Raw genomic sequence first — 20,916 nt, 5'->3', positions numbered from 1 at the left:
GTCCCTGGTGAGTCCCTGGTGCCCGCTAGTCCAGCGGTCCGCCGGCCACGTACAGCACCTGGCCGGAGACGAACCCGGCCGCCTCGTTCGTGAAGAAGGCGATGGCGTTGGCGATGTCCTCGGGCTCGCCGACGCGCTGCACGGGGATCTGGGTGGCGGCGGCGGCCTTGAACTCCTCGAAGCCCATCTTCACGCGATCGGCGGTGGCCTTGGTCATCTCGGTGGCGATGAAGCCGGGGGCGACGGCGTTCGCGGTGATGCCGAACTTGCCGAGCTCGATGGCGAGGGTCTTGGTGAAGCCCTGCAGACCGGCCTTGGCGGCGGAGTAGTTGGCCTGGCCGCGGTTGCCGAGCGCCGAGGAGGAGGACAGGTTGACGACCCGGCCCCAGCCGGCCTCGACCATGTGCTGCTGGACGGCCTTGGTCATCAGGAAGGAGCCGCGCAGGTGCACGTTCAGGACCGTGTCCCAGTCGGACGCGGACATCTTGAACAGCAGGTTGTCGCGGAGCACGCCGGCGTTGTTGACCAGGATGGTCGGGGCGCCCAGTTCCTCGACGACCCGCGTGATCGCGGCGGCGACCTGGGCCTCGTCGGAGACGTCGGCGCCGACCGCGATCGCCTTGCCGCCGGCCGCGGTGATCTTCTCCACGGTGTCCTTGCAGGCGGCCTCGTCGAGGTCGATCACGGCGACCGCGCGGCCCTCGGCGGCCAGTCGTACGGCGGTGGCGGCGCCGATACCGCGTGCGGCACCGGTGACGACCGCGACCCGCTGCTCTGTGGTGGACATTCCTGTGTCTCCTCGCCCTTGAGAGAACCTGATCGAGTGAGCCCGCTCACGGAGCCCGCCCTGCGGTGAGCGACCGCTTAGTACCTTCAGTAGACGTGACGCTAGAAGCCCTGGCACGCGGTGTCAACGTCACACCGCGCGGGTGTGATCCATTACCTCACCAGGAGGTCCAGCAACCGCTCGGTCTCGGCCGCCGCGTCAAGAGTGAGTCCGGTGTGCACGGGGCCGGGCTGCACGACCGTCGAGCGGGGCGCGACGAGCCAGCGAAAGCGCCGCCCGGGGTCGTCGGCGGCCGCGTGCCCGGCCGCCTCCCCGCCCGCGCAGACGGCCTCGACGGCCCCGAGCGCGGCCCGTACCCCGGCGAGATCCGCGTCCGGGTCCAGGGCCAGCAGTCGGGCCTCGTCGAGATGGGTGCGGGCGCCGACGTAGGCCTTGGCCCGGCAGTAGACGATCACGCCCGCGTTGATGCACTCGCCGCGCTCCACGCGGGGTACGACACGCAGCAGGGCGTATTCGAAGACATCCCGGTCGCCGCCCTGGCCGGACCGGGTGATGTGGCGCTCGACCACATGTCCGGCCACATTGATATGGGTCTGGCTCACTTTGCTCCCTGGGTGCGGGGCTCGACGCCGGTGATGCGCTCATGAATGCCGGCGGCCCGGGCGAGCAGCGGCCGGGCGTAGGCCCGCCGCAGGTCGTCGGGGGTGTCGAAGCCCGGTTCGTCGGCCAGCCAGACGTCGGGGATCTCGGCGGTGACCTCGGCGAGCAGGTCCTCGGTGACCCTGGGCGCCAACTCGGCGGCGGCGGCCCGGACATCGGGGGCGAAGCCGCTCAGCGCATGGTCGGCGGCGTCGTACGCGCGGGCTGCGGAGGCCTCGGCGGCGGGCCAGTTGTGCTGCCAGATCATGGTGGCGCCGTGGTCGATGAGCCACAGGTCGCCGCGGTGCACCAGCAGGTTGGGATTGCGCCAGGAGCGGTCGACGTTGTTGATCAGCGCGTCGAACCAGACGATCCGCCCGGCCTCCGCGGGGCTCACCGCGAAGGCGAGCGGGTCGAAGCCGAGGGCGCCGGAGAGGAAGTGCATGCCGAGGTTGGTGCCGCCGCTCCCCCGCAGCAGGTCCTGCACCTGCTGCTCGGGTTCGCCGAGGCCCAGCACGGGGTCCAGTTCGACGGTGACCAGACGGGGCATCCGGAACCCGAGCCGGCGGGCGAGTTCACCGCAGACGACCTCGGCGACCAGCGTCTTCCGGCCCTGCCCCGCGCCGGTGAACTTCATGACGTACGTCCCGAAGTCGTCGGCCTCGATGAGCCCTGGTAGTGAGCCACCCTCACGCAGGGGCGTGACATAGCGGGTCGCGATGACCTCTTTCAGCACTTTCCCAGGCCACCCGTCTCGTCAACTTCGCAATCCACGGCCGGCTTCGGTGCGCCCCTGGGCCCCGGCCTCCGGCATGAAGTGAGCATAGTAACCGAGGGTGATCGCGGGAGTCGCCACGGAAGAGATCAGTCTCCCTGGTCTGCCCCGCTGTGCGCCGAGGACTCCTGACCAGAGCGCCGGCCGCCGGCCGACCGCTGTGGTCCGGCGCCTTGACCGCGGGGCTGCTCCCCGATCAGCTCGGCCGCCCTTTCGGCGATCATGATCGTGGGAGCGTTGGTGTTTCCGCTGATGACCGTCGGCATGACCGAGGCGTCGACGACACGGAGTCGCTCGACTCCGTGGACCTGAAGGTCCGAATTGACGACCGTGTCGGGGCCGGTTCCCATGGCACAGGTGCCCACCGGGTGATACGCCGTGGCACTCCACCTGCGGACGTGCTCTTCGAGAGTCGCGTCGTCCAGGCGGTCGAGGCGATCCGGGTCGTCGCCGGCCGGCAGGTAGGACCGCGCCAGGTGTGCGGCGAACGGCGCGCGGCGGGCGATGCCCATGACCGCTCTGAGCCCGGCGACCATGACCGGCATGTCCGCGGGCACGTCGAGGTACCGGGGATCGATCAGCGGTGGGGCCTGCGGATCGGCCGACGCGAGACGGACGGTGCCGCGGGTCCGCGGGTTCAGGGGGCAGCAGTTCATCGTGAACACCGCCCGGTCGGGTACTTCCTCACCACTGAGAATGAGCGCGGTGGCCCCGCCCACCAGTTGGACGTCGGGGCGGCCGGTGCCGTCCGTGACGTCGAGGAACGCGCCGACCTCGCCGTAGTTGGAGGCGAACGGCCCGTCGCCGTGGGCGCGCCACCGTTCCAGGTTGTCCGGGGTGAGCAGGTCCCGGACGATGTCGGTGGAGTTCCGGGTCTCCCACACGACGGGAGCCATCAGATGGTCCTGCAGGTTCCGCCCGACCCCCGGCAGCGGAACGCGGACGTCTATCCCCACATCGTCCAGGTCGTCGGGATCGCCTATGCCCGACAGGAGCAACAGCTGGGGCGAGTTGACGGATCCACCGCAGAGCAGGATCTCCCTGTCGGCGTGGGCCGTCCGCTCCTGTCCGTCCCGGAGATAGCTGACGCCGGCCGCGCGTGATCCGTCGAGTGTGATCTTCGTTGCCGTGGCGCCGGTGCGTACCGTGAGATTGGGTCGGTCGAGGGCCGGGCGCAGATAGGCGTCGGCCGCGGACCATCGTCGCCCTTGATGGCAGGTCACCTGGTACAGGCCTGCGCCGAGCGGGGACGCACCCGCGAAGTCGTCGTTGGGGTCCAGTCCCCATTCCACGGCGGCGTCCAGCCAGGACCGGGAGAGTTCGTGGGTGTAGACCCGGTCCTCGACGTACAGGGGACCGTCCGCACCGTGGAAGGGCTCGCCGAGGCGGCGGTTCGACTCGGACCTGACGAAATACGGCAGGACGTCGTCGTAGCCCCAGCCTTTCGCACCGTGTTCGTCACGCCAGCCGTCGTAGTCGTGCCGGTTGCCCCGGGTGTAGATCATGACGTTGGTGGACGACGACCCGCCCAGTGTCCTGCCCCGGGGCCAGAAGAAGGTGCGTCCCGGCCGGCGCTGCTCGACCGTCCGGTAGCTCCAGTCGGCATGCGATCCGAAGAGCATCCCGAGCGCGGCGGGAATGTGGATGAGTTCGTCGGTGTCGGGGCCGCCCGCTTCGAGGAGCAGCACGCGGACACGGTCGTCGCGGCTCAGGCGGTCCGCGAGCACACAACCCGCGCTGCCCGCGCCCACGATGACGTAGTCGAACCCTTCGGTTCCGGTGGAAGTCATGCCGGTTCCCTCGTCCGTCGCATCAGGGGTGGTAGATCGACTGGACCTGCTGGTACGCCTGAAGCCCCTCGGGCCCCAGTTCGCTGCCGAGTCCGCTGGCCTTCCAGCCTCCGAAGGGGGAGGTGAAGTCGGGCAGATAGCCGTTGAGCCCGACGGTGCCGGTCTGCAGACGGCGGGCCACCTGGGCACCGTGCTCCAGGTCCGCGGTCCAGACGGTGCCGGCGAGGCCGTAGACCGACTCGTTCGCCAGGCGTACCGCCTCGTCCTCGCCGTCGTAGGGCGTGATCGTGAGAACCGGGCCGAAGATCTCTTCCTGCGCGATGGTCGACGAGTTCTCGACGTCGGCGAAGACGGTGGGTTCGACGAACCAGCCCCGGTCGAGGCCGGGCGGCTGCCCTCCTCCGGTGGTGAGCCGAGCCCCCTCGTTGAGGCCGGTCTTGATGTAACCCAGCACACGTTCGCGCCGGCGCCGGCTGACGAGCGGGCCGATCTGGGTGTCGGGGTCGAGCGCGTCGCCGACGACGGCGTCACGGGCCGACGCGGTGCAGAACTCGACCACTTCCCGGTATCTGCTGCGGGGGGCCAGGATCCTGGCAGTCGCATAACAGGTCTGCCCGTTGTTCAGCAGGCCGGCCATGAAGAACTGCTCCGCGTGCGCGGGGAGGTCGGCGTCCTCCAGGACGACGGCGGCGGACCTCCCTCCCAGTTCCAGGGTCACCGGCCGCAGCAACTCGGCACACGCGGCGGCCACTTGGCGCCCCGCCCGGGTGGATCCGGTGAACGACACCTTGTCGACGCCAGGATGGGAGACCAGATACGCGCCGATGTCACGGCCGCCCGGAACGATGTTGATCACGCCGCCGGGGATATCCGCCTCCTCGACCGCCTCCGCCAGCAGCACCGAGTCGAGGACCGTCTCCGGCGCCGGCTTGAGGACGAGCACGCAACCGGCCGCCAGAGCCGGGGCGATCTTGAAGAAGGCGATGGTCTGAGGGAAGTTCCAGGTCATGATGGCGGCTACGACACCTACGGGTTCCCGGCGGACCAGGGTGGTGCCACGGGGCAGTCCGGTCCGCAGTTCCTCGGACGGCACGCTGTCGGCCAGAGCCGCGTAATAGCGCAACAGGACTGACGGCGCCACGCCTTCGAAGGACCGGGCGACCGTGATCGGCATACCGTTCTGCGCGCTGACGACGTCGGACGTCACCCTCTGCCTGGCTTCGAGCGCGGCCGCGAGACGGATCATGGCGGCCGCGCGACGTTCCGTGCCCCAGGAGGCCCAGCCGGTCGGTGCGTCGAACGCGGCTCGAGCGGCCCCGACCGCCCGGTCGATGTCGTCCCGGGAACCGTCCGGTACGGCACCGAGGTGATCGCCGGTACTCGCGGACACGACATTGATGACGCCGTCGCCGGACGCGGGCACCCAGCGTCCGCCGATGAACAGATGCATGGGATCCATGGTGAACTCTCCCCACGGCATGGCCCTGGGACCACAGCACTCCGTGGTGTTCGATACGTGGATGACCAGCGGGCACGAGGGTGCTCAGCACGGGACGCAGGCCGCTGCCGGTCATGACTTTCCTGCGCGGCGGCCCGGCGTGTGGAACCTGCGGGCGGGCCGCATCTGCGACGCCCCTTGCGGCTGGTATCGGCCTCGCGAGGAGCGCTTTCCTGGTTCACGACTGAATAACTGCGACGTTACACCCATCTGGGGTAATACACCACCAGATGGGTAAAATGTGAACGGAATGAGGTGGCACATCATGAGGACATACGGCGGAGCAACGGCGGAACAGCGTGCATCGCTCCGTCGACGGCGCCTGATGGAAAGCGGCCTCGAACTCTTCTCCAGTCGGGGTTACGCCCACACGTCGATCAGTGCGGTACTCCGCCACGCCGGGCTGAAGGACAGGTACTTCACGGAGAGCTTCTCCTCCCTCGACGACCTCATGGCGGCGCTCGTCAGGGACATCTACGAGGAGCAGATCACCCGATGCGCCGCGGCGATCGACACGGACCAGCCGTTGCGCGACCGGGCTCGGAACATGATCGACGTCGTCGTCGGGCTTCCTCTGCAGGACCCGAGGAAAGGGCGCGTCAAACTCGCGGAATCGCTCGGCGCAGGTCCGCTCACGGCAGGCGAACGACGTCGGGGCCTGCAGCGCATGAGCGGCCTCGCGGACTCCCTCCTGAGGGAGGGGATCCAGGATCCCGGGATCGACACCGCCTCCCTGTCCGTGGCCGTCGTGGGCGCGGTCGGCGAGATGCTGCTGAGCTGGTTCAACGGAGTCCTGGACCTCTCGAGGGAGGAACTGGTGGATCAGGGCCTCCTCCTCTTCGAGGCCCTCGTCGAGCACGCCTCGACGACATCGCCGAGGGCGGGCGCGCCGTCGCCCTGACGACGCCCGCCGCCCTTTGCTCCCTGCCGTGCGTGACGGTCGCCGGCGCGTCACGACGGGCAGCGCGCCTACCCGCGCCCGATCCCGCACCCCCTCGGGCTGGACCACGTGGGCGTCGGGCAGTACGGCCCGTGGGTCCACCGGCCGTCGGTCATCGTGGCGTGCACCGGCATCGCCCGCAGGGTGTCCGGGTCCGCCGTCAGCGGATCCGCGTCCACGACCACCAGGTCGGCGGGGTCTCCGACCCTGATGAGGCGACGTCCGCGGGCCGCCGCGGCCAGCGCGTCCGGTACCGGCAGGCGCTGTTCCGGATGCCAGGCGGGGCGGGCGTCGTCGGTGCGGCTGACGGCCGACGCGACGGCGAGCCAGGGGTCGAGCGGTGAGACGGGGGCGTCCGAGCCGAACTCAAGGCGCGCCCCGGCGGCCAGCAGGTCGGCGTAGGCGAAGGCGCGTTCGGTGCGGCCGGCCCAGTACCGGTCGGCCACGTCCCGGTCGTCCGTGGCGTGCCGGGGCTGCACCCCCGCGACGACGTCCAGCTCCGCGAAGCGCGGCAGGTCTTCGGGGCTCAGCAGTTGCGCGTGTTCGATCCGGCCACGGCAGCGGACGGCTTCGAAGGCGTCCAGGGCCGCCGTGTTGGCACGGTCGCCGATGGCGTGCACCGCGGGTTCGATGCCGTGGGCGGCGGCCCGGCGCATCAACCGCACCAGCTCGTCCGGTGGCGTCTGCTCGATACCGTGCGCGCCGTCCGTACCTTCCAGGCCGGGGTAGGGGTCGCGGCAGAGCGCGGTGCGGGTGTTGAGCGAGCCGTCCGTGAAGAGCTTGAGCGGGCCGACCCGCACCAGGTCTCCGTGCGCGCCGATCCGGGACCCGGTGCGCAGTCCGCGCGCCAGCGCCGCGTCCAGGTGGCTCGGGTAGACGGCCGCGGCCACCCGTACGGCCGGCGGGACGTCCGCCGAGCGCCGCTCCCAGGCGCCCACGGTGTCGCCGAACTGGAAGTCGATGACGCCGGTGACCCCACGGGCGGCGGCGGTCCGGCAGGCGTCGGCCACCCAGCCGTCCACGGTCTCGGCCGGGGCCTCGGGGAGGGCCGCGAGGACCACGTGTCCTTCGTGCTCGCGGACCAGGCCGGTCGGGTGGTCGCCCCGCCCGACGAGGGCCAGGCAGGCGGAGTTCAGCCACACGGCGTGCAGGTCGGCGCTGACGAGGGCGACCGGACGGTCCGGCAGGACCGCGTCGAGCAGTTCCTTGTGCGGGGCGTCGCTCCAGAGCCCGTCCCGGAAGCCGTATCCGAACAGCACCGACCCGCCGGGGGCCGCCCGCCCGTGGTCGCGCACCCGGTCGGCCACCTCCCGCGCGGAGGAGGTGCCGGACAGATCGAGCCGGCGGCGCGCGCCGGCCCACTCGGCGAGGTGGACGTGGGCGTCCCACAACCCGGGCAGCAGGACCCGCCCGTCCAGATCGAGGACCCGGTCGCCCGCGACGAGTCCCGCGGACGCCACGACCCGGTCGCCCGCGGTGCGTCCCGCGGACGCCTGGGTCTCCTGGTCCGCGAGCACATGGGTGACCCTGCCGTCGGCCACCCGCACGCGGACGAGCGGTCCGCCCGCCCCGAGTCGCACCCGGGCGAGCGTCAACGCCGTTGCCCGGGGCGGTGTCTCCGCCACCGGCCCGCGTGATGTGCCTGTGAAGTCCGTCATCGAGCCTCCCTCTGCGGCGGCAGCCGGCTTCAGCCGTGACGCCGCGGACGTGGCCGCCCGCCGGGACCAGCGGTGGGCCATCACGGCATGGTCCCCCGGCGAAGGCACGCGACGCCGCCGCTCGACAGCAACAGCAACAGCAACAGCAACAAACTTAGGGTTTACCCGTTTGCTCGCATCCGGCCTTCGCCGGGCGACGGACGGACTTCCCGGAATCGGACCGCCCCCTCTCATCACCCGGTGCGCTGCGGCCCGTCGGCATCCGGACATTTCCCGCTCCCTCGGGGCCGCCCGGTCCGTCTCGTCCCGAATAGGCCGCCGGCCGCGGACGCCGACAGGGAACCGACAGCGCTCTTTCACCGGGCGCTCATGTCCGGGTGGTCACTATCGGGGATGCCGTCTGAACAGGTGCGGCCCGAAGACCGTACCCCTGGACGGATCAACGAGAAGCTCCGCGGAAGGGAACCCCTCACATGACCAGCGCATCGTTCAACCCCTCGGCCAAACCGGCCCGCCGTACGATCGTGGCGGCGGCCGGAGCGGCGGGGCTCGCCGCCGCGCTGACCGCCTGCGGGTCGTCCGACGACTCGTCGGACTCGACGACCACCAACAACGCGGGCGGTGGCTCCACCACCCAGGACAGCAACGGCTCGGGCGGCTCGACCGACACCTCCACGGCGGCGGCCGGTGGCGCCGCGCTCGCCAAGACCACGGACATACCCGAGGGCGGCGGCACGATCTACAAGGACCAGGCCGTGGTCGTCACCCAGCCGACGTCGGGCACCTACAAGGCGTTCTCGACGAAGTGCCCGCACGCCGGCTGTGCGGTGTCCAGCGTGGCCAATGGCGCGATCGTCTGCCCGTGCCACGGCAGCCAGTTCGCCATCGCCGACGGCAGCGTGAAGAAGGGCCCGGCGACGACGGGTCTGACGGCCGCGAACATCACCGTCTCCGGTGACCAGATCACGCTGGCCTGACCCTCGGCTCAGGCCCGCCCGCGCGGGTTCTTGAGGCAGCCGAGCACCTCGTCCGTGGTCGCGACCGTGGCGACCAACGCGAGGGTGTTGCGGACCATCGCGGGGGTGTACTCGGAGGGCACTCCCGCGATGGCGTCGGCCGGGACTACGGCCGTGTAGCCCCGGTTCACCGCGTCGAACACGGCGTTGGGGACGGCCACGTTGGCCGAGACCCCGGTGACGATCAGCGTGCGGCAGCCGAGGTTGCGCAGCAGCGGGTCGACGTCGGTCCCCTGGATCGGCGACAGGCCGTGCAGCCGACGTACCACCAGGTCCTCCTCCGAGACCTCGATGGGGGGCGCGACGCGGACCGCCGCGGTGCCGGAGAGCTGCTGGACGGGCAGCCGCTCGGCGGCCCGGAACAGGCGGGCGTTGCGGTTCGCGCCCCGGCCGTCGGGGCGGCGTTCGGCGAGCGCGTGGATCACCTGGACGCCGGTGTCGTGCGCGGCGGCGACCAGCCGGGCGATGTTGGCGAGGGCGCCCGACGCCCGGGCCTCGTGGGCGAGTTCGGGCAGCGCGCTCTGCGGGCCGACCACGCCCTGCTGGCACTCCACGGTGAGCAGGACGGTGCTCACGGGATCGATGAGCTCCGCGAGCCGTTCGTACGACGGCATTGACGCCCCCTTCCGCCTTGGTGCGGGGCGGGCGAGACTAACCACCATTGCGCGGGAACGGAAGAAGAGGGGGCCGCATGACCGACACACAGCGCCGGGGCCGGAAGATCATGATGACGCCCGGGGAGCTGGACGAGTTCCTCACCACACAGCGCACCTGCCGGGTGGCGACCGTGTCGGCGTCCGGCGCCCCGCATGTGAGCGCCCTGTGGTTCGCCTGGGACGGCAAGTCGCTGTGGCTGTACTCGGTGGTGCGCAGCCAGCGTTGGAAGGACCTGAGCCGCGACCCGCGGGTGGCGGTGGTGATCGACTCCGGTGAGGAGTACGACCAGTTGCGCGGCGTGGAGCTGAGAGGGACCGTCGAGTTCGTCGGCGAGGTGCCGCGCACCGGTGAGCTGGTCGCCGAACTCGACTACGTCGAGACGCTGTTCGCCCGCAAGAACTTCGGCCTGGACGAGATGCCGCACGACGGCCGGCATGCCTGGGCCCGGCTGACCCCGGAGAAGATCGCCTCCTGGGACTTCCGCAAGCTGGGGAGCTGAGGAGCTTCGCGCCTACTCGGTGGCGACGGCCGCGGCGGACAGCAGGGTGGCCGCGGCCAGGGTGCCCCAGAGGGCGGCCGGGCCGCGCACCGCGAGCGTGGTGATGACCGCCGGGGAGACCGCGAGGCCGAACCCGGTGGAGAGCTGGAAGCGGGCCAGGGCCCGGCCCAGGGCATGGGGCGGGGCGAGATGGGTCACGAGGGCGGTGGCGCTGCCCGCGTAGACGATCTCGCCGAGGGTGCAGACCACGGACACCACGGCGAGGGCGGGTGGGCCCCAGCCGTGCCCCGGCCAGGCGACCGCGAGGAAGCCCAGGTAGGACACGGTGAGCACCAGGCCGGCCAGGGCGAGCGCGGTCCGCCGGGAGAACCGGGACATCAGGACGGTGACCGGTACCTGGAGCACGACCACCAGGACCGTGTTGGCGACGAAGACGACCGCCGGCCACACCGGGGACGCCTGCAGCTGTGTCACCAGGACCAGCGGGAGCGCGACTTCGGGAACGTTGAGGCAGAAGGCGTAGACCACGTTGGCGATCAGCAGCGCGCGCATCCGGGGTGCGGGCCGGTCGTCCCCGTCCTCGGCCGGGGCGGCGGCCGGCTGCGCGTCGATCCGGACCGACCAGGCCAGGGCCGCCGCGGCGCAGTAGGCGACCCCGGTGCCGGCCGCCAGGGCCCGGAACGCGGTACCGCCGCCCGCCAGGCAGGCGGTGGCGACGAGTGCGCCGACGCCCAGGCAGGCGTTGCGCAGGGCACGGCCCGCCGCCAGGGCCGCGTCGCGTTCCCTGCCGTGGGCGACCGTGGCCACGAGGGCCGCGTGCGCGGCCGGCCAGGCCTGGTTGCCGATGCCGAGGAAGAGCGCCGCCGCCACGAACAACGAGACGTGTCCCGGCGGGGCCGCCAGCAGCAGGGCCACTCCCACCACCCGCACCAGCATCGACGCCGCCACGGCCGAGCTCCGGGCGCCCCGGTCCAGCCAGCGGCCCACCGCGGGCATGCACGCCAGACCCGCGACGATGCCCACCGTCATGGCGGCGCCGGTGACGGGCCCGGACAGCCGCAGCACCGTCACTCCGTAGAGCAGCAGAAAGGGCCGCAGCAGGCCGGTGCCGAGTGCGTCCACGGCGAGGGCGAAGGCGTAGCGGGGGCCTCCGGAGGCCCGGACGAGGGTGCGGGGCCGGATGCCGGTGGTGGTGGTCATGGTGCCCAAGCTGCGGTCACCCGCCGTGCGGGGCACGCCGGTTGACGGATACCGTCAACCGGCGTCGGCGTCCGCCGTCCGGCCGGGGATGATGGCCGGATGACGCTTCGCATCGACATCAGCGGACCGCCGGCCGAGCGGCTGCGGTTCGCCGCCTCGCCGCTGGCCGAGCTGACCGCGATGCTGCATGTGCTGGCCGAACCCGGGCACCATCCGCAGTTGGCCGGCTGGGCCGCGGACGTCTGGGCCGGGCTGCGGCCGGAGCTGGCCGAGCGGCTCCGGGAGGCGGACTTCCTCTGGCGGTCCTCACAGGCGGACTTCCTGATTCCGGCTCGGCCCCGGCCGACCCTCGCCGAGGAACTGGACGACGTGGACCGGATCGACGACGAACGGTATGTGACCGCCGCGCTCGTCACCACGTGCGGCAGCAGCCGGGTGCACTTCGCCGCCCGGTCGCCGCTCGCCGACCCGGCCGCGCGCCGGCGGGCCCTGGATCTGGCCCAGGCGCGCGGCGCGTCCCAGGAGGCCTTCGCGGAACGGCTGCTGGCGGACCCGGCCGTGGTGCGGGCCCGGTTGCGCGACACCCTCGAACAGTGTGCCGAGGCGTTCTTCGACGCCGCCTGGACGGGTGGCGCGGTGCGGCTCGCCACCGATCTGCGGCTGAAGAACGACGTGCTGAAACACCAGGGTCTCGGCGCGGCGCTCGCCTCGGTCTCCGGGGCGGTCACCCTGGCCCCGGACGGCGACTGCATCATCGTGGACAAGCTGCAGGACAAGTCGACCACTGCCCAAGGCACCGGGGTCACCTTCATCCCGACCGTCTTCGGCCGCCCGCACCTGGTGGCGGTCCACACCCCCGGGTGGCAGCCGGTGGTGCAGTACCCCGTTGCGGAGCCCGGCCCGTCGGAGCCGGTGCCGCTGGAGACGGTCTCGCTACGGCTGGAGGCACTCGCGCATCCGGTACGGCTGCGGCTGCTGCGTACGCTGGCCCGGGGTCCGCACACCACCCGCGAGCTGGCCCACGCCTGGGAACTCTCGCCCCCCGAGGTCTCCCGTCACCTCGCCGTCCTGCGCCGCGCGGGCCTGCTCACGACCCGGCGCCACGGCCGGTACGTCCGCTACACGCTCAGCCTGCCCGACCTGACGGCACTGGGCACCGACCTGCTGGCGGCCGTACTGCGCTGAACGGCCGAGGTCCGCCCCGGACGATCGGCCGGCGCTCGGCGCGGGGTGGATTCAGGAGATCGTCTCGGCGGCGCCCCGCAGGGCCCGCACCGCCGCCCGGATCGAGGGGCGGCGGTCGGCGTCGGCCCGCCAGACGACGTACACGTGGCGGCGCACCCGCTGCTTCAGCGGCACCGTCAGGATGCCCTCCGGCACCGGGTGGCGGCCCAGCAGCGGGGCGATGCAGACCCCCAACCCGGCGGCCACCAGGTTGAGTTGGGTGTGGGTCTCGGCCGCGCGGTGACCGATGCGCGGTTCGATGCCGCGGGAGCGGAGCGTGAACATCAGCCACTCGTGGCAGAACTCGCCCTCGCCCCAGGTGATCCACTCGTCGTCGGTGAACTCCCCCAGGTCCACCTCGTCCCGCCCGGCCAGCCGGTGCCCGACCGGCAGGGCCACCTCGGCGGGGTCGTCCATCAGCGGCGCCCTGACCAGCCCGTCGGGCAACGGCATCGGCTTGTTGTACCAGTCCAGGGCGACGGCGAGGTCGAGGTCGCCGCGCACCACCCCGGCGATGCCGTTCTCCGGTTCGAGTTCGCTGGAGCGCACGCGCAGCGCCGGGTGCTGGGCGCGCAGGACGGCCAGTGCGGTCGGGAACAGGCCGCGGGCGGCCGTCGGGAACGCCGCCACCCTGAGCTCACCGACGACCTGACCGCGGTGCGCCTCCAGGTCGGACTGGGCCAGCTCCACCTGGGAGAGGATCCGGGTCGCGTGCTCGGCGAGCAGCCGGCCGGCGTCGGTGAGCCGCACCCCCCGGCCGTTCCTGGCGAGGAGCTGCTGGTCCACCTCCCGCTCCAACTTGCCCATCTGCTGCGACACCGCCGACGTGGTGACGTGCAGGGCCTCGGCTGCCCCGCTCACCGAGCCGTACCGGGCGAGGGCGTCAAGGGTGCGCAGGCGCTCCAGGTTCAACATGTAAGCGATCCTAAGAGGTGCCGACCGGGAAGCCGCAATTGTGCTAAGACGTTGAAGCCAGTCCCAGGTTCCGCAATCCGACCTCGCCGCCGCGAGGGGGCTCGCCTAGGCCTGGACCCGCCCCCTCGGCGGTGCGACCGCCGCCGCCACGGCCGCCGCCAGCGGACCGGTCTCCTCGGGGGTCAGTGTCGAGACCGTGATCCGGATGCCGGGCGGGGAGGCCAGGCGGTACACCGCCCCCGGGGACACCGCCCACCCCTCGTGCAGCAGACGGGACACCGCGCCCGTCTCGTCCGGGACCGGGACCCACACGTTCATGCCGCTGCGGCCGTGGGCCTCGATGCCATGGTCCGCGAGCGCGTCGATGAGCAGTTCACGGCGGGCCCGGTAGGCCGCCGCCACCTCCGGGCCGCGCACCGCGCCGTCCGCCCGCATCCGGACCACCATGCGCTGGAGCAGGCGGCTCACCCAGCCCGGTCCCAGCCGCTGCCGGCCCCGCACCCGGTCGACGGTGACCTCGTCGCCGGTCAGGACGGCCAGCCGCAGGTCCGGGCCGTAGGCCTTGGCGACCGAGCGGACGAAGGCCCAGTGCCTGGTGGTGCCCACCAGAGGATGCAGCGGGAGGTCGACGATGCCGTGGCCGTGGTCGTCCTCAAGCAGCAGGGTGTGCGGGTGGTCGCGCAGCACGGCGCGCAGCGCACGCGCGCGTGCGGCGCTCACCGCGGCACCGGTGGGGTTGTGCGCCCGGGCGGTGACGATCAGGGCGCGCGCCCCGGACTCCAGTGCCCGGCGCAGGCTGTCGGCGCGCGGTCCGTCGTCGTCGACGGCCACCGGGACGGTGCGCAGCCCCAGCGCGGGGACGAGATCGAGGGTGCGGCCCCAGCCGGGGTCCTCGACGGCGACCGGGTCGCCCGGCTTGAGGTGTGCCAGCAGGACCCGTTCGACGGCGTCGAGGGAGCCGGAGGTGACGGTGAGCGGCCCGTCGGGCACACCGTCGGCAGCGAGTTCGGCGCGTGAGATCCGCTCCAGCTCCGGCTCGACGGGGTCGGCGCCGTAGAGGACGGGGGCGCGGTCGCCCTCGTCGGCCGCCATCGCCGCCAGGGCCGGTGCGAGGGCGGGGAGCAGCGCGGGGTCGGGGTTGCCGGAGGACAGGTCGCGCACGCCGGCCGGGACGTCGGCCCGGATCCGGTCCCGCCCGGTGGTGGCCGGTTTGGACCGGACGCGGCTGCCCCGCCGGCCGTCGGTCTCGATGACCCCGCGCTCACGCAGGGTGCGGTAGGCGGCCGCGACCGTATTGGGATTCACCCCGAGTTGGGCCGCCAGCTCCCGCATCGGCGGCAGCAGCCGGCCCGGTTCCAGCTCGCCCGCGCCCACCGCGCGCTCGACGCTGGCGGCAATCTCCGCCGCACCCCGGCCTTCGATCCGATATTCTCCTAGCACAAAGCCAATTATGCACTAGTGCAATGGAGATGTGCAATGGAGACCACCGAGCCCGCCGTGCGGGGGACCGTACCGCCGCAGCCCGCCTACACCCCGTCCGACCGCACCGTCCCGACACGCTCCGCCGAGCGGGCGTCGTACGACGAGGAAGTGGTGCACTCGATCCTCGACGAGGGGTACGTCTGCCACCTCGGCTTCGTGCGGGACGGCGCGCCGGTGGTGCTGCCGACGCTGTTCGCCCGGGTCGGCGAGGTGCTGTACCTGCACGGCTCGACGGGCTCGCGCCCGCTGCGGATGACCGGCCAGGCCGACCCCGGGCTCCCGGTGTGCGTGACGGTCACCCATGTCGACGGCCTGGTGCTGGCCCGCTCCGCCTTCCACCACTCGATCAACTACCGCTCGGTCGTGGTGCACGGCGTCGCCCACCAGGTCACCGACCCCGAGGAGAAGCGGCTCGCGCTGGACGCCCTGGTCGACCATGTGGTCCCGGGCCGCTCGGCCGACTCCCGCCCGGCGGACAAGAAGGAACTGGCCGCGACGGCGGTGATCCGCCTGGACCTGACCGAGGTCTCGGCCAAGACCCGCACCGGCGGCGCCCACGACGAGCCCGAGGACCTGGACCTGCCGTACTGGGCGGGCGTGGTACCGCTACGGAAGGGCTACCGCACTCCGATCGCCAACGACGACCTGGCGGCGGACGTCCCGGTTCCGTCCTACGTGAAGCACGCCTGACGCACGCTCCGGCAAGGGCCGACGCGCCCCCTCCTCAGGGGCGCGGGGCCCCGGCGTGGCCCCGGCCCCGCCGCACCCGCCACACCCGCCGCACCCGCCACACCCGCCGCCGGGCGGCTCACCCCGCGGACGTCGGGGCGACCCGCCCCTCCACCGCGCTCCGGTCCACCACCGACTCCTTCGCCGGAGCCGACGACTGCGCGATGAACGCGCCCAGCAGCACAACGGCCCCGCCCAGCATCTGCGGCGCCGCCAGCCGCTCCCCCAGCAGCACCCAGGCCAGCACGGTCGCCACGACCGCCTCGAGACAGGCCACCACCCCGGCGACCTGCGGAGACAGCCGCCGTACCGACACCACACCGGTGACGTAGGCGATGACCGTCGCGACCAGCACGATCCACACCAGCAGGGCGGCCGCCGGCACCGTCGCCCCGTTCATCCGCGCGGAGCCGGCCAGCACCGACCAGTCCATCGCCCACGGCCGCGCCACGACCGTCAGCGCGCCGGCCCCCACCAGCAGCCCGTACGCGATGACCCCCAGGGGATCCACGCCGTCTCCGCCACCGTGATCGGCGAGCACGAAGTACCCCACCTGACAGCAGGCCGCCGCCAGGGCCAGCGCCAGCCCCAGTGCGTCGAAACTCAGCCCCGCCCACACCTCCACGACACACGCGAGGCCGCCGGCCGCGAGGAGGACACCGAGCACGGCGGCGCGGGTGACCGGCCGGCGCTGGACGAAGCGGACCCAGCCGAGCACCAGCGCGGGGGCGAGGTACTCCACGAGCAGCGCCACCCCCACGGGTATGCGGGATATCGCGGCGAAGTAGCAGGCCTGGACACCCGCGACGGCGAGCAGGCCGAACCCGGCGAGCAGCGCGGGCCGGCGGCGCGGCAGGTCACGGTGGCGGACGGCGAGCGGCAGCATCACCAGGGCGGCACCCGCCACCCGCAGCCACACCACGTGCAGCGGGTCGAGCCCGGCCTCGATCAGCGGCTTGGCCGCGACGCCGGAGCCGCCGAAGGCGAGCGCCGATCCGAGGGCGAGGGAGAGCCCGAGGCCCCTGCCATGGCTGCTGTCAGTGATACGCACCGGCACATGATGCCAGCAGGCGACATGAGCGTCACGCCCTTTGACCCCTGTCTCAACGGCTGGACGTGCGGTTTTCAGCCTCGGCGTCCCACACTCCGCCGTCCCCGTCGACCCGCACGGCCAGGGCACGGGCGGCCACTCCGGCCCGCTCCAGCACCTCCACGGCCCGGGACTCCGGGTCCACCACGAGGCCCGCCAGCAGATCGGTGCCGTCGGCCTGGTCGGCGGTGCGGCGCCGGGCACGGCTGCGGGCGTACTCCAGGGCGGCCGCGGCCACCGGCGACCAGGCCCCGTCACCCTTCGCCCCGGCCCGCGGAACGGCCGGCAGCGCGCCGGAGTCCTCGATCCCGCTCTGCCAGCGCAGGCCGTAGCCGATGCTGCGCTGCACGAGATAGCCGAGCAGCCTGGCGAGTTGCGGGGCGTCGCCGATGACGGCGCGGACCTCGGGGTCGTACTCGATCAGCGAGTGCAGCAGATGGGCGGTGTCGACCTGTCGGTCCCCGTCCCGCACCGCCCTCCGGCGGGCACCGGCGACCACCGCTGCCAGCTCGGCACCGAGCCCGGCATCGTCGTCCGCGTGGATGCCGCCCTGGTCCTGGACGGGCTGGCAGGGAATACGGGGTTGCACACCCCCTACCTCATCAACCGCAAGCGCTTGAGTCATCGCCGAGGGGAAGCATCTTCGCGTCCCACGCAGAGTGGACGGCGGCGGCCGGAATCTCCTCCTTACGGATGAGATCAGGCCGATTCCCCCGCAAGGGCGCGCGCCGTCTCGCCGTGCGCCCCGTACGCAACCGCCGCGCACCGGCTGCACGTCTCTCGTCGTCGTGGAGAGCGGGTGCGGTTGCTGGCTGGTCGCGCTGCCTGCGGTCGACGGCAGGCAGTACGTGTACCGGGTGTACGCGCCCGAGGACGCGCTGCCCGCGGACCTGTTCTGGGATGCGTGGCACTGTCACGACGAAAGCGCGTTCCCGCGGGCCTGGGACCTGTTCGACGCGGCGGAGATACGGCGGGTGGGCTGAGTCCCGGGCGCGGCCGGGATCCGCACACTTCCTGACGGTTCATCAGTATTGAATGTTCGCGGCCCTGCGGCTACGTTCCGCGACACCGTAGCCCGATACGAAGGGGTGGTCGCATGGCCGAAGTCAGCGCGGAGGCACGCATCCAGGCACCGGCCGAGAAGGTGTGGGCGCAGCTCACCGACTGGCCGGCGTACGGGGAGTGGAACGCGACCCACACCAGCTTCCCCAAGGGCGGCCCGGAGAACCTGGCGGTGGGCGGCACCTTCCAGGAGAACATGAAGCTGATGGGCTTCCCGGCGGAGGTCGAGTGGACCATCGAGGAGCTGGAGCCGGCGCGGGTGCTGGCGATCCGCGGCAAGGGCCCGATGGCGGTGACCGTCGCGACCCGCTACACGCTGACCCCGGACGGGGACGCGACGGGGGTGCGGATCGACGGCGAGTTCACGGGCGCGGCGGTGTCACTGATGGCGGGCAAGCTCAAGGACTCGGCGACGGCCGCCCTGAACGAGTCGCTGCGCAAGCTGGGCGGGCTGGTGGCCTGAGCCCTGCCCCGGGCAGCCGGAAGGGCGCCCCGCGGATCACTCCACGGGGCGCCCTGTTCGCCGTGACCACGCGGGTCAGTCCTCGTCGGCGAGGATGAGGTAAAGCTTCTTGCGGGTCTCGTTGATGACGGCCAGCGCCTTCTCGCGCTGCTCCTTGGTGCCGGTCTTCCAGACCTGCCCGAAGGCCTCCATCAGACCGAAGCCGGCCTGCCGGATCTCGCCGAGGGCTTCGAAGTCGACCCCACGGGAAGCCTCTTCCCAGGGGGCGTCCGGACCCTCGTCGGCAGCCGTACGGCCGCTGTCGGTGAGGGAGAACAGCTTCTTGCCGCCCTCGCTCTCGCTGGTGATCAGGCCCTCGTCCTCCAGCAGCTGGAGGGTGGGGTAGACCGAGCCGGGGCTGGGCTTCCACGCACCGCCGCTGCGTTCGGCGATCTCCTGGATCATCTCGTAACCGTGCATCGGGCGGTCCTTCAGCAGGGCCAGGATCGAGGCCCGGACGTCACCGCGCCGCGCCCTCCCCCTGGGACCTCCACGCCCTCGCGGCCCCCAGTGCCCCGGACCGAAGCCGGGCCCGCCGGGGCCGAAGCCGGGGCCACCCGGGCCGAAGGGCCCGAACGCCGCACGGCGTCCCTGTCGCTGTCCATGTCCACGCTCGTGTCCGTGGGAACGCATGACAACCACTCCATTCCATCGTTGATCTGTCGCGTATCGTTCGCGATGCCTCAACGATATATCGGGAGCGTTCGGATGACAACCCTCTTCCGGTCGCCTCTTCGGCTGCGAACTGCGGCGTTGCATGACCATGCGTTGTGATGCATACTCTTCCTATGTCCAAGGTCCTCACCTCCCTTCCCGCCGGCGAGCGCGTCGGCATCGCCTTCTCCGGCGGGCTCGACACCTCCGTCGCGGTCGCGTGGATGCGCGACAAGGGCGCCGTCCCGTGCACCTACACCGCCGACATCGGCCAGTACGACGAGCCCGACATCGCCTCGGTACCCGGCCGCGCGCACACCTACGGTGCCGAGATCGCCCGCCTGGTCGACTGCCGGGCCGCGCTGGTCGAGGAGGGCCTGGCCGCGCTGACCTGCGGCGCGTTCCACATCCGCTCGGGCGGCCGGGCGTACTTCAACACCACCCCGCTGGGCCGTGCCGTCACCGGCACACTGCTGGTGCGGGCCATGCTGGAGGACGACGTCCAGATCTGGGGCGACGGCTCGACCTTCAAGGGCAACGACATCGAGCGGTTCTACCGGTACGGCCTGCTCGCCAACCCGCACCTGCGGATCTACAAGCCCTGGCTGGACGCGGACTTCGTCACCGAACTCGGCGGACGCAAGGAAATGTCCGAGTGGCTGCTCGCGCACGGGCTGCCCTACCGGGACAGCACCGAGAAGGCGTACTCCACCGACGCCAACATCTGGGGCGCCACGCACGAGGCGAAGACCCTGGAACACCTGGACAACGGCATCGAGACCGTCGACCCGATCATGGGCGTGCGGTTCTGGGACCCCGAGGTCGAGATCCTCCCCGAGGACGTGACGATCGGCTTCGACCAGGGCCGTCCTGTGACGATCAACGGCAAGGAGTTCGGGACCGCCGTCGAGCTGGTCATGGAGGCCAACGCGATCGGCGGCCGGCACGGGCTCGGCATGTCCGACCAGATCGAGAACCGGATCATCGAGGCCAAGAGCCGCGGGATCTACGAGGCGCCGGGCATGGCGCTGCTGCACGCCGCGTACGAGCGGCTGGTCAACGCGATCCACAACGAGGACACGGTCGCCCAGTACCACAACGAGGGGCGGCGGCTCGGTCGGCTGATGTACGAGGGCCGGTGGCTGGACCCGCAGGCGCTGATGATCCGCGAGTCGCTGCAGCGGTGGGTCGGCGCGGCCGTTACCGGTGAGGTGACGCTGCGGCTGCGGCGCGGCGAGGACTACTCGATCCTCGACACCACGGGGCCGGCGTTCAGCTACCACCCCGACAAGCTGTCGATGGAGCGCACCGAGGACGCGGCGTTCGGTCCGGTGGACCGGATCGGCCAGCTCACCATGCGCAACCTCGACATCGCCGACTCCCGCGCGAAGCTGGAGCAGTACGCGGGTCTGGGCCTGATCGGCTCCGCCAACCCGGCGATCGGTGCGGCGCAGGCCGCGGCGACGGGACTGATCGGCAGCATGCCGGAGGGCGGCGCCGAGGCGATCGCGTCCCGCGGGGAGGCTGCGGCCGACGCCGACGAGCTCCTGGACCGGGCGGCGATGGAAATGGGTACGGACTGAGCGTGCCGCTCAGGAGGGCCGACTCGGTGACGGGTCGGCCCTTTTCGTTGCCGGGGTACGGTCGGGCATCGCGCCGCGGGAACTGACGGTCCGCCGGCCGGTGCGGCGCCGTCGTGCCTCTTCGCGCAGTTCCCGCGCCCCTGAAGGGCGCGCCGTCGTGCACCGGCGTCGGTGTGCCGGTGCGGCGCCGTCGTGGTTGTTCGCGCAGTTCCCCGC

General features: G+C 72.2%; 21 protein-coding genes. 8 read left to right on the top strand and 13 right to left on the bottom strand.

Going from position 1 to position 20,916, the window contains the following annotated elements; all coding sequences use genetic code 11:
• Positions 1-25 precede the first annotated feature (25 nt).
• From fabG to ABZ642_RS37855, 5 genes are all read right to left on the bottom strand, one after another.
• Positions 26-787, bottom strand: coding sequence for a 3-oxoacyl-ACP reductase FabG (fabG, locus tag ABZ642_RS37875; RefSeq protein ID WP_360493235.1), 762 nt, complete (start codon positions 785-787; stop codon positions 26-28).
• Between the two features lie 152 nt (positions 788-939).
• Complete coding sequence (locus ABZ642_RS37870) at positions 940-1,389, bottom strand: DUF3037 domain-containing protein (protein ID WP_360493233.1); 450 nt, start codon at positions 1,387-1,389, stop codon at positions 940-942.
• The gene (locus tag ABZ642_RS37865) at positions 1,386-2,162 is read right to left on the bottom strand and encodes a HipA family kinase (protein WP_360493231.1); all 777 of its coding nucleotides are present in this window, start codon (positions 2,160-2,162) and stop codon (positions 1,386-1,388) included. The genes ABZ642_RS37870 and ABZ642_RS37865 overlap by 4 nt, the downstream gene beginning before the upstream one ends.
• A gap of 128 nt (positions 2,163-2,290) precedes the next feature.
• Complete coding sequence (locus ABZ642_RS37860) at positions 2,291-3,991, bottom strand: GMC family oxidoreductase N-terminal domain-containing protein (protein ID WP_360493229.1); 1,701 nt, start codon at positions 3,989-3,991, stop codon at positions 2,291-2,293.
• Between the two features lie 22 nt (positions 3,992-4,013).
• Entirely contained in the window at positions 4,014-5,450 is a 1,437-nt protein-coding gene (locus tag ABZ642_RS37855) for an aldehyde dehydrogenase (RefSeq protein WP_360493226.1), read from the bottom strand.
• A 304-nt stretch (positions 5,451-5,754) separates the two neighbouring features.
• Here ABZ642_RS37855 and ABZ642_RS37850 point away from each other — a divergent pair, with 304 nt between their 5' ends.
• On the top strand, positions 5,755-6,390 hold the full coding sequence (locus ABZ642_RS37850) for a TetR/AcrR family transcriptional regulator (protein ID WP_360493223.1): 636 nt from the start codon (positions 5,755-5,757) through the stop codon (positions 6,388-6,390).
• 68 nt (positions 6,391-6,458) lie between these two features.
• On the opposite strand, the gene ABZ642_RS37845 is transcribed toward ABZ642_RS37850, so the two are convergent.
• A complete protein-coding gene (locus tag ABZ642_RS37845) occupies positions 6,459-8,087 on the bottom strand; it encodes an amidohydrolase (protein ID WP_360493220.1) in 1,629 nt (542 codons plus the stop codon).
• Positions 8,088-8,560: 473 nt separating this feature from the next.
• Here ABZ642_RS37845 and ABZ642_RS37840 point away from each other — a divergent pair, with 473 nt between their 5' ends.
• Positions 8,561-9,064, top strand: a complete 504-nt coding sequence (locus ABZ642_RS37840) for a Rieske (2Fe-2S) protein (protein ID WP_360493217.1) — start codon at positions 8,561-8,563, stop codon at positions 9,062-9,064.
• An 8-nt stretch (positions 9,065-9,072) separates the two neighbouring features.
• Here the strand turns inward: ABZ642_RS37840 and ABZ642_RS37835 are convergent, their stop codons facing one another.
• Positions 9,073-9,717: a cysteine hydrolase gene (locus tag ABZ642_RS37835; RefSeq protein ID WP_360493214.1), complete on the bottom strand. Its 645-nt coding sequence runs from the start codon at positions 9,715-9,717 to the stop codon at positions 9,073-9,075.
• A 77-nt stretch (positions 9,718-9,794) separates the two neighbouring features.
• Here ABZ642_RS37835 and ABZ642_RS37830 point away from each other — a divergent pair, with 77 nt between their 5' ends.
• Positions 9,795-10,259, top strand: coding sequence for a pyridoxamine 5'-phosphate oxidase family protein (locus ABZ642_RS37830; protein ID WP_360493211.1), 465 nt, complete (start codon positions 9,795-9,797; stop codon positions 10,257-10,259).
• A 12-nt stretch (positions 10,260-10,271) separates the two neighbouring features.
• On the opposite strand, the gene ABZ642_RS37825 is transcribed toward ABZ642_RS37830, so the two are convergent.
• Positions 10,272-11,459, bottom strand: coding sequence for an MFS transporter (locus ABZ642_RS37825; RefSeq protein WP_360493208.1), 1,188 nt, complete (start codon positions 11,457-11,459; stop codon positions 10,272-10,274).
• A 99-nt stretch (positions 11,460-11,558) separates the two neighbouring features.
• On the opposite strand from ABZ642_RS37825, the gene ABZ642_RS37820 reads away from it, so the two are divergent.
• Positions 11,559-12,644 carry a helix-turn-helix domain-containing protein gene (locus tag ABZ642_RS37820; protein ID WP_360493205.1) on the top strand — a complete coding sequence of 362 codons (1,086 nt, stop codon included), beginning with the start codon at positions 11,559-11,561 and terminating at the stop codon, positions 12,642-12,644.
• Positions 12,645-12,695: 51 nt separating this feature from the next.
• Here ABZ642_RS37820 and ABZ642_RS37815 read toward each other — a convergent pair whose 3' ends face one another.
• A complete protein-coding gene (locus ABZ642_RS37815; protein WP_360493202.1) occupies positions 12,696-13,598 on the bottom strand; it encodes a LysR family transcriptional regulator in 903 nt (300 codons plus the stop codon).
• Between the two features lie 105 nt (positions 13,599-13,703).
• A complete protein-coding gene (locus tag ABZ642_RS37810; RefSeq protein ID WP_360493200.1) occupies positions 13,704-15,038 on the bottom strand; it encodes an aminotransferase class I/II-fold pyridoxal phosphate-dependent enzyme in 1,335 nt (444 codons plus the stop codon).
• Between the two features lie 36 nt (positions 15,039-15,074).
• Between ABZ642_RS37810 and ABZ642_RS37805 the strand changes: the two genes are divergently transcribed.
• Entirely contained in the window at positions 15,075-15,770 is a 696-nt protein-coding gene (locus ABZ642_RS37805) for a pyridoxamine 5'-phosphate oxidase family protein (RefSeq protein WP_360493197.1), read from the top strand.
• 118 nt (positions 15,771-15,888) lie between these two features.
• On the opposite strand, the gene ABZ642_RS37800 is transcribed toward ABZ642_RS37805, so the two are convergent.
• Both ABZ642_RS37800 and ABZ642_RS37795 read right to left on the bottom strand, forming a co-directional pair.
• A complete protein-coding gene (locus ABZ642_RS37800; RefSeq protein WP_360493195.1) occupies positions 15,889-16,866 on the bottom strand; it encodes an EamA family transporter in 978 nt (325 codons plus the stop codon).
• A 46-nt stretch (positions 16,867-16,912) separates the two neighbouring features.
• Positions 16,913-17,488, bottom strand: a complete 576-nt coding sequence (locus ABZ642_RS37795) for a Clp protease N-terminal domain-containing protein (RefSeq protein ID WP_360493193.1) — start codon at positions 17,486-17,488, stop codon at positions 16,913-16,915.
• Between the two features lie 199 nt (positions 17,489-17,687).
• Between ABZ642_RS37795 and ABZ642_RS37790 the strand changes: the two genes are divergently transcribed.
• Both ABZ642_RS37790 and ABZ642_RS37785 read left to right on the top strand, forming a co-directional pair.
• The gene (locus ABZ642_RS37790) at positions 17,688-17,882 is read left to right on the top strand and encodes a hypothetical protein (RefSeq protein WP_360493190.1); all 195 of its coding nucleotides are present in this window, start codon (positions 17,688-17,690) and stop codon (positions 17,880-17,882) included.
• A 113-nt stretch (positions 17,883-17,995) separates the two neighbouring features.
• Positions 17,996-18,424: an SRPBCC family protein gene (locus ABZ642_RS37785; protein ID WP_360493187.1), complete on the top strand. Its 429-nt coding sequence runs from the start codon at positions 17,996-17,998 to the stop codon at positions 18,422-18,424.
• A 75-nt stretch (positions 18,425-18,499) separates the two neighbouring features.
• On the opposite strand, the gene ABZ642_RS37780 is transcribed toward ABZ642_RS37785, so the two are convergent.
• Positions 18,500-19,096 carry a PadR family transcriptional regulator gene (locus ABZ642_RS37780; RefSeq protein WP_360493184.1) on the bottom strand — a complete coding sequence of 199 codons (597 nt, stop codon included), beginning with the start codon at positions 19,094-19,096 and terminating at the stop codon, positions 18,500-18,502.
• Between the two features lie 155 nt (positions 19,097-19,251).
• Here ABZ642_RS37780 and argG point away from each other — a divergent pair, with 155 nt between their 5' ends.
• Positions 19,252-20,700, top strand: coding sequence for an argininosuccinate synthase (gene argG / locus ABZ642_RS37775; protein WP_360493181.1), 1,449 nt, complete (start codon positions 19,252-19,254; stop codon positions 20,698-20,700).
• The last annotated feature ends 216 nt before the right edge of the window (positions 20,701-20,916 follow it).

The sequence above is a fragment of the Streptomyces sp. NPDC007157 genome (assembly GCF_040634235.1).
In the GTDB taxonomy this organism is placed as follows: Bacteria; Actinomycetota; Actinomycetes; order Streptomycetales; family Streptomycetaceae; genus Streptomyces.
This window is presented reverse-complemented; position numbering and strand designations above follow the sequence as displayed.

Coding starts and splice junctions, on each gene's coding strand:
- fabG (WP_360493235.1), bottom strand. CDS start 787: ATGTCCACCACAGAGCAGCGGGTCGCGGTCGTCACCGGTGCCGCACGC.
- ABZ642_RS37860 (WP_360493229.1), bottom strand. CDS start 3,991: ATGACTTCCACCGGAACCGAAGGGTTCGACTACGTCATCGTGGGCGCG.
- ABZ642_RS37855 (WP_360493226.1), bottom strand. CDS start 5,450: ATGGATCCCATGCATCTGTTCATCGGCGGACGCTGGGTGCCCGCGTCC.
- ABZ642_RS37850 (WP_360493223.1), top strand. CDS start 5,755: ATGAGGACATACGGCGGAGCAACGGCGGAACAGCGTGCATCGCTCCGT.
- ABZ642_RS37845 (WP_360493220.1), bottom strand. CDS start 8,087: ATGACGGACTTCACAGGCACATCACGCGGGCCGGTGGCGGAGACACCG.
- ABZ642_RS37840 (WP_360493217.1), top strand. CDS start 8,561: ATGACCAGCGCATCGTTCAACCCCTCGGCCAAACCGGCCCGCCGTACG.
- ABZ642_RS37835 (WP_360493214.1), bottom strand. CDS start 9,717: ATGCCGTCGTACGAACGGCTCGCGGAGCTCATCGATCCCGTGAGCACC.
- ABZ642_RS37830 (WP_360493211.1), top strand. CDS start 9,795: ATGACCGACACACAGCGCCGGGGCCGGAAGATCATGATGACGCCCGGG.
- ABZ642_RS37825 (WP_360493208.1), bottom strand. CDS start 11,459: ATGACCACCACCACCGGCATCCGGCCCCGCACCCTCGTCCGGGCCTCC.
- ABZ642_RS37820 (WP_360493205.1), top strand. CDS start 11,559: ATGACGCTTCGCATCGACATCAGCGGACCGCCGGCCGAGCGGCTGCGG.
- ABZ642_RS37815 (WP_360493202.1), bottom strand. CDS start 13,598: ATGTTGAACCTGGAGCGCCTGCGCACCCTTGACGCCCTCGCCCGGTAC.
- ABZ642_RS37805 (WP_360493197.1), top strand. CDS start 15,075: ATGGAGACCACCGAGCCCGCCGTGCGGGGGACCGTACCGCCGCAGCCC.
- ABZ642_RS37785 (WP_360493187.1), top strand. CDS start 17,996: ATGGCCGAAGTCAGCGCGGAGGCACGCATCCAGGCACCGGCCGAGAAG.
- ABZ642_RS37780 (WP_360493184.1), bottom strand. CDS start 19,096: ATGCGTTCCCACGGACACGAGCGTGGACATGGACAGCGACAGGGACGC.
- argG (WP_360493181.1), top strand. CDS start 19,252: ATGTCCAAGGTCCTCACCTCCCTTCCCGCCGGCGAGCGCGTCGGCATC.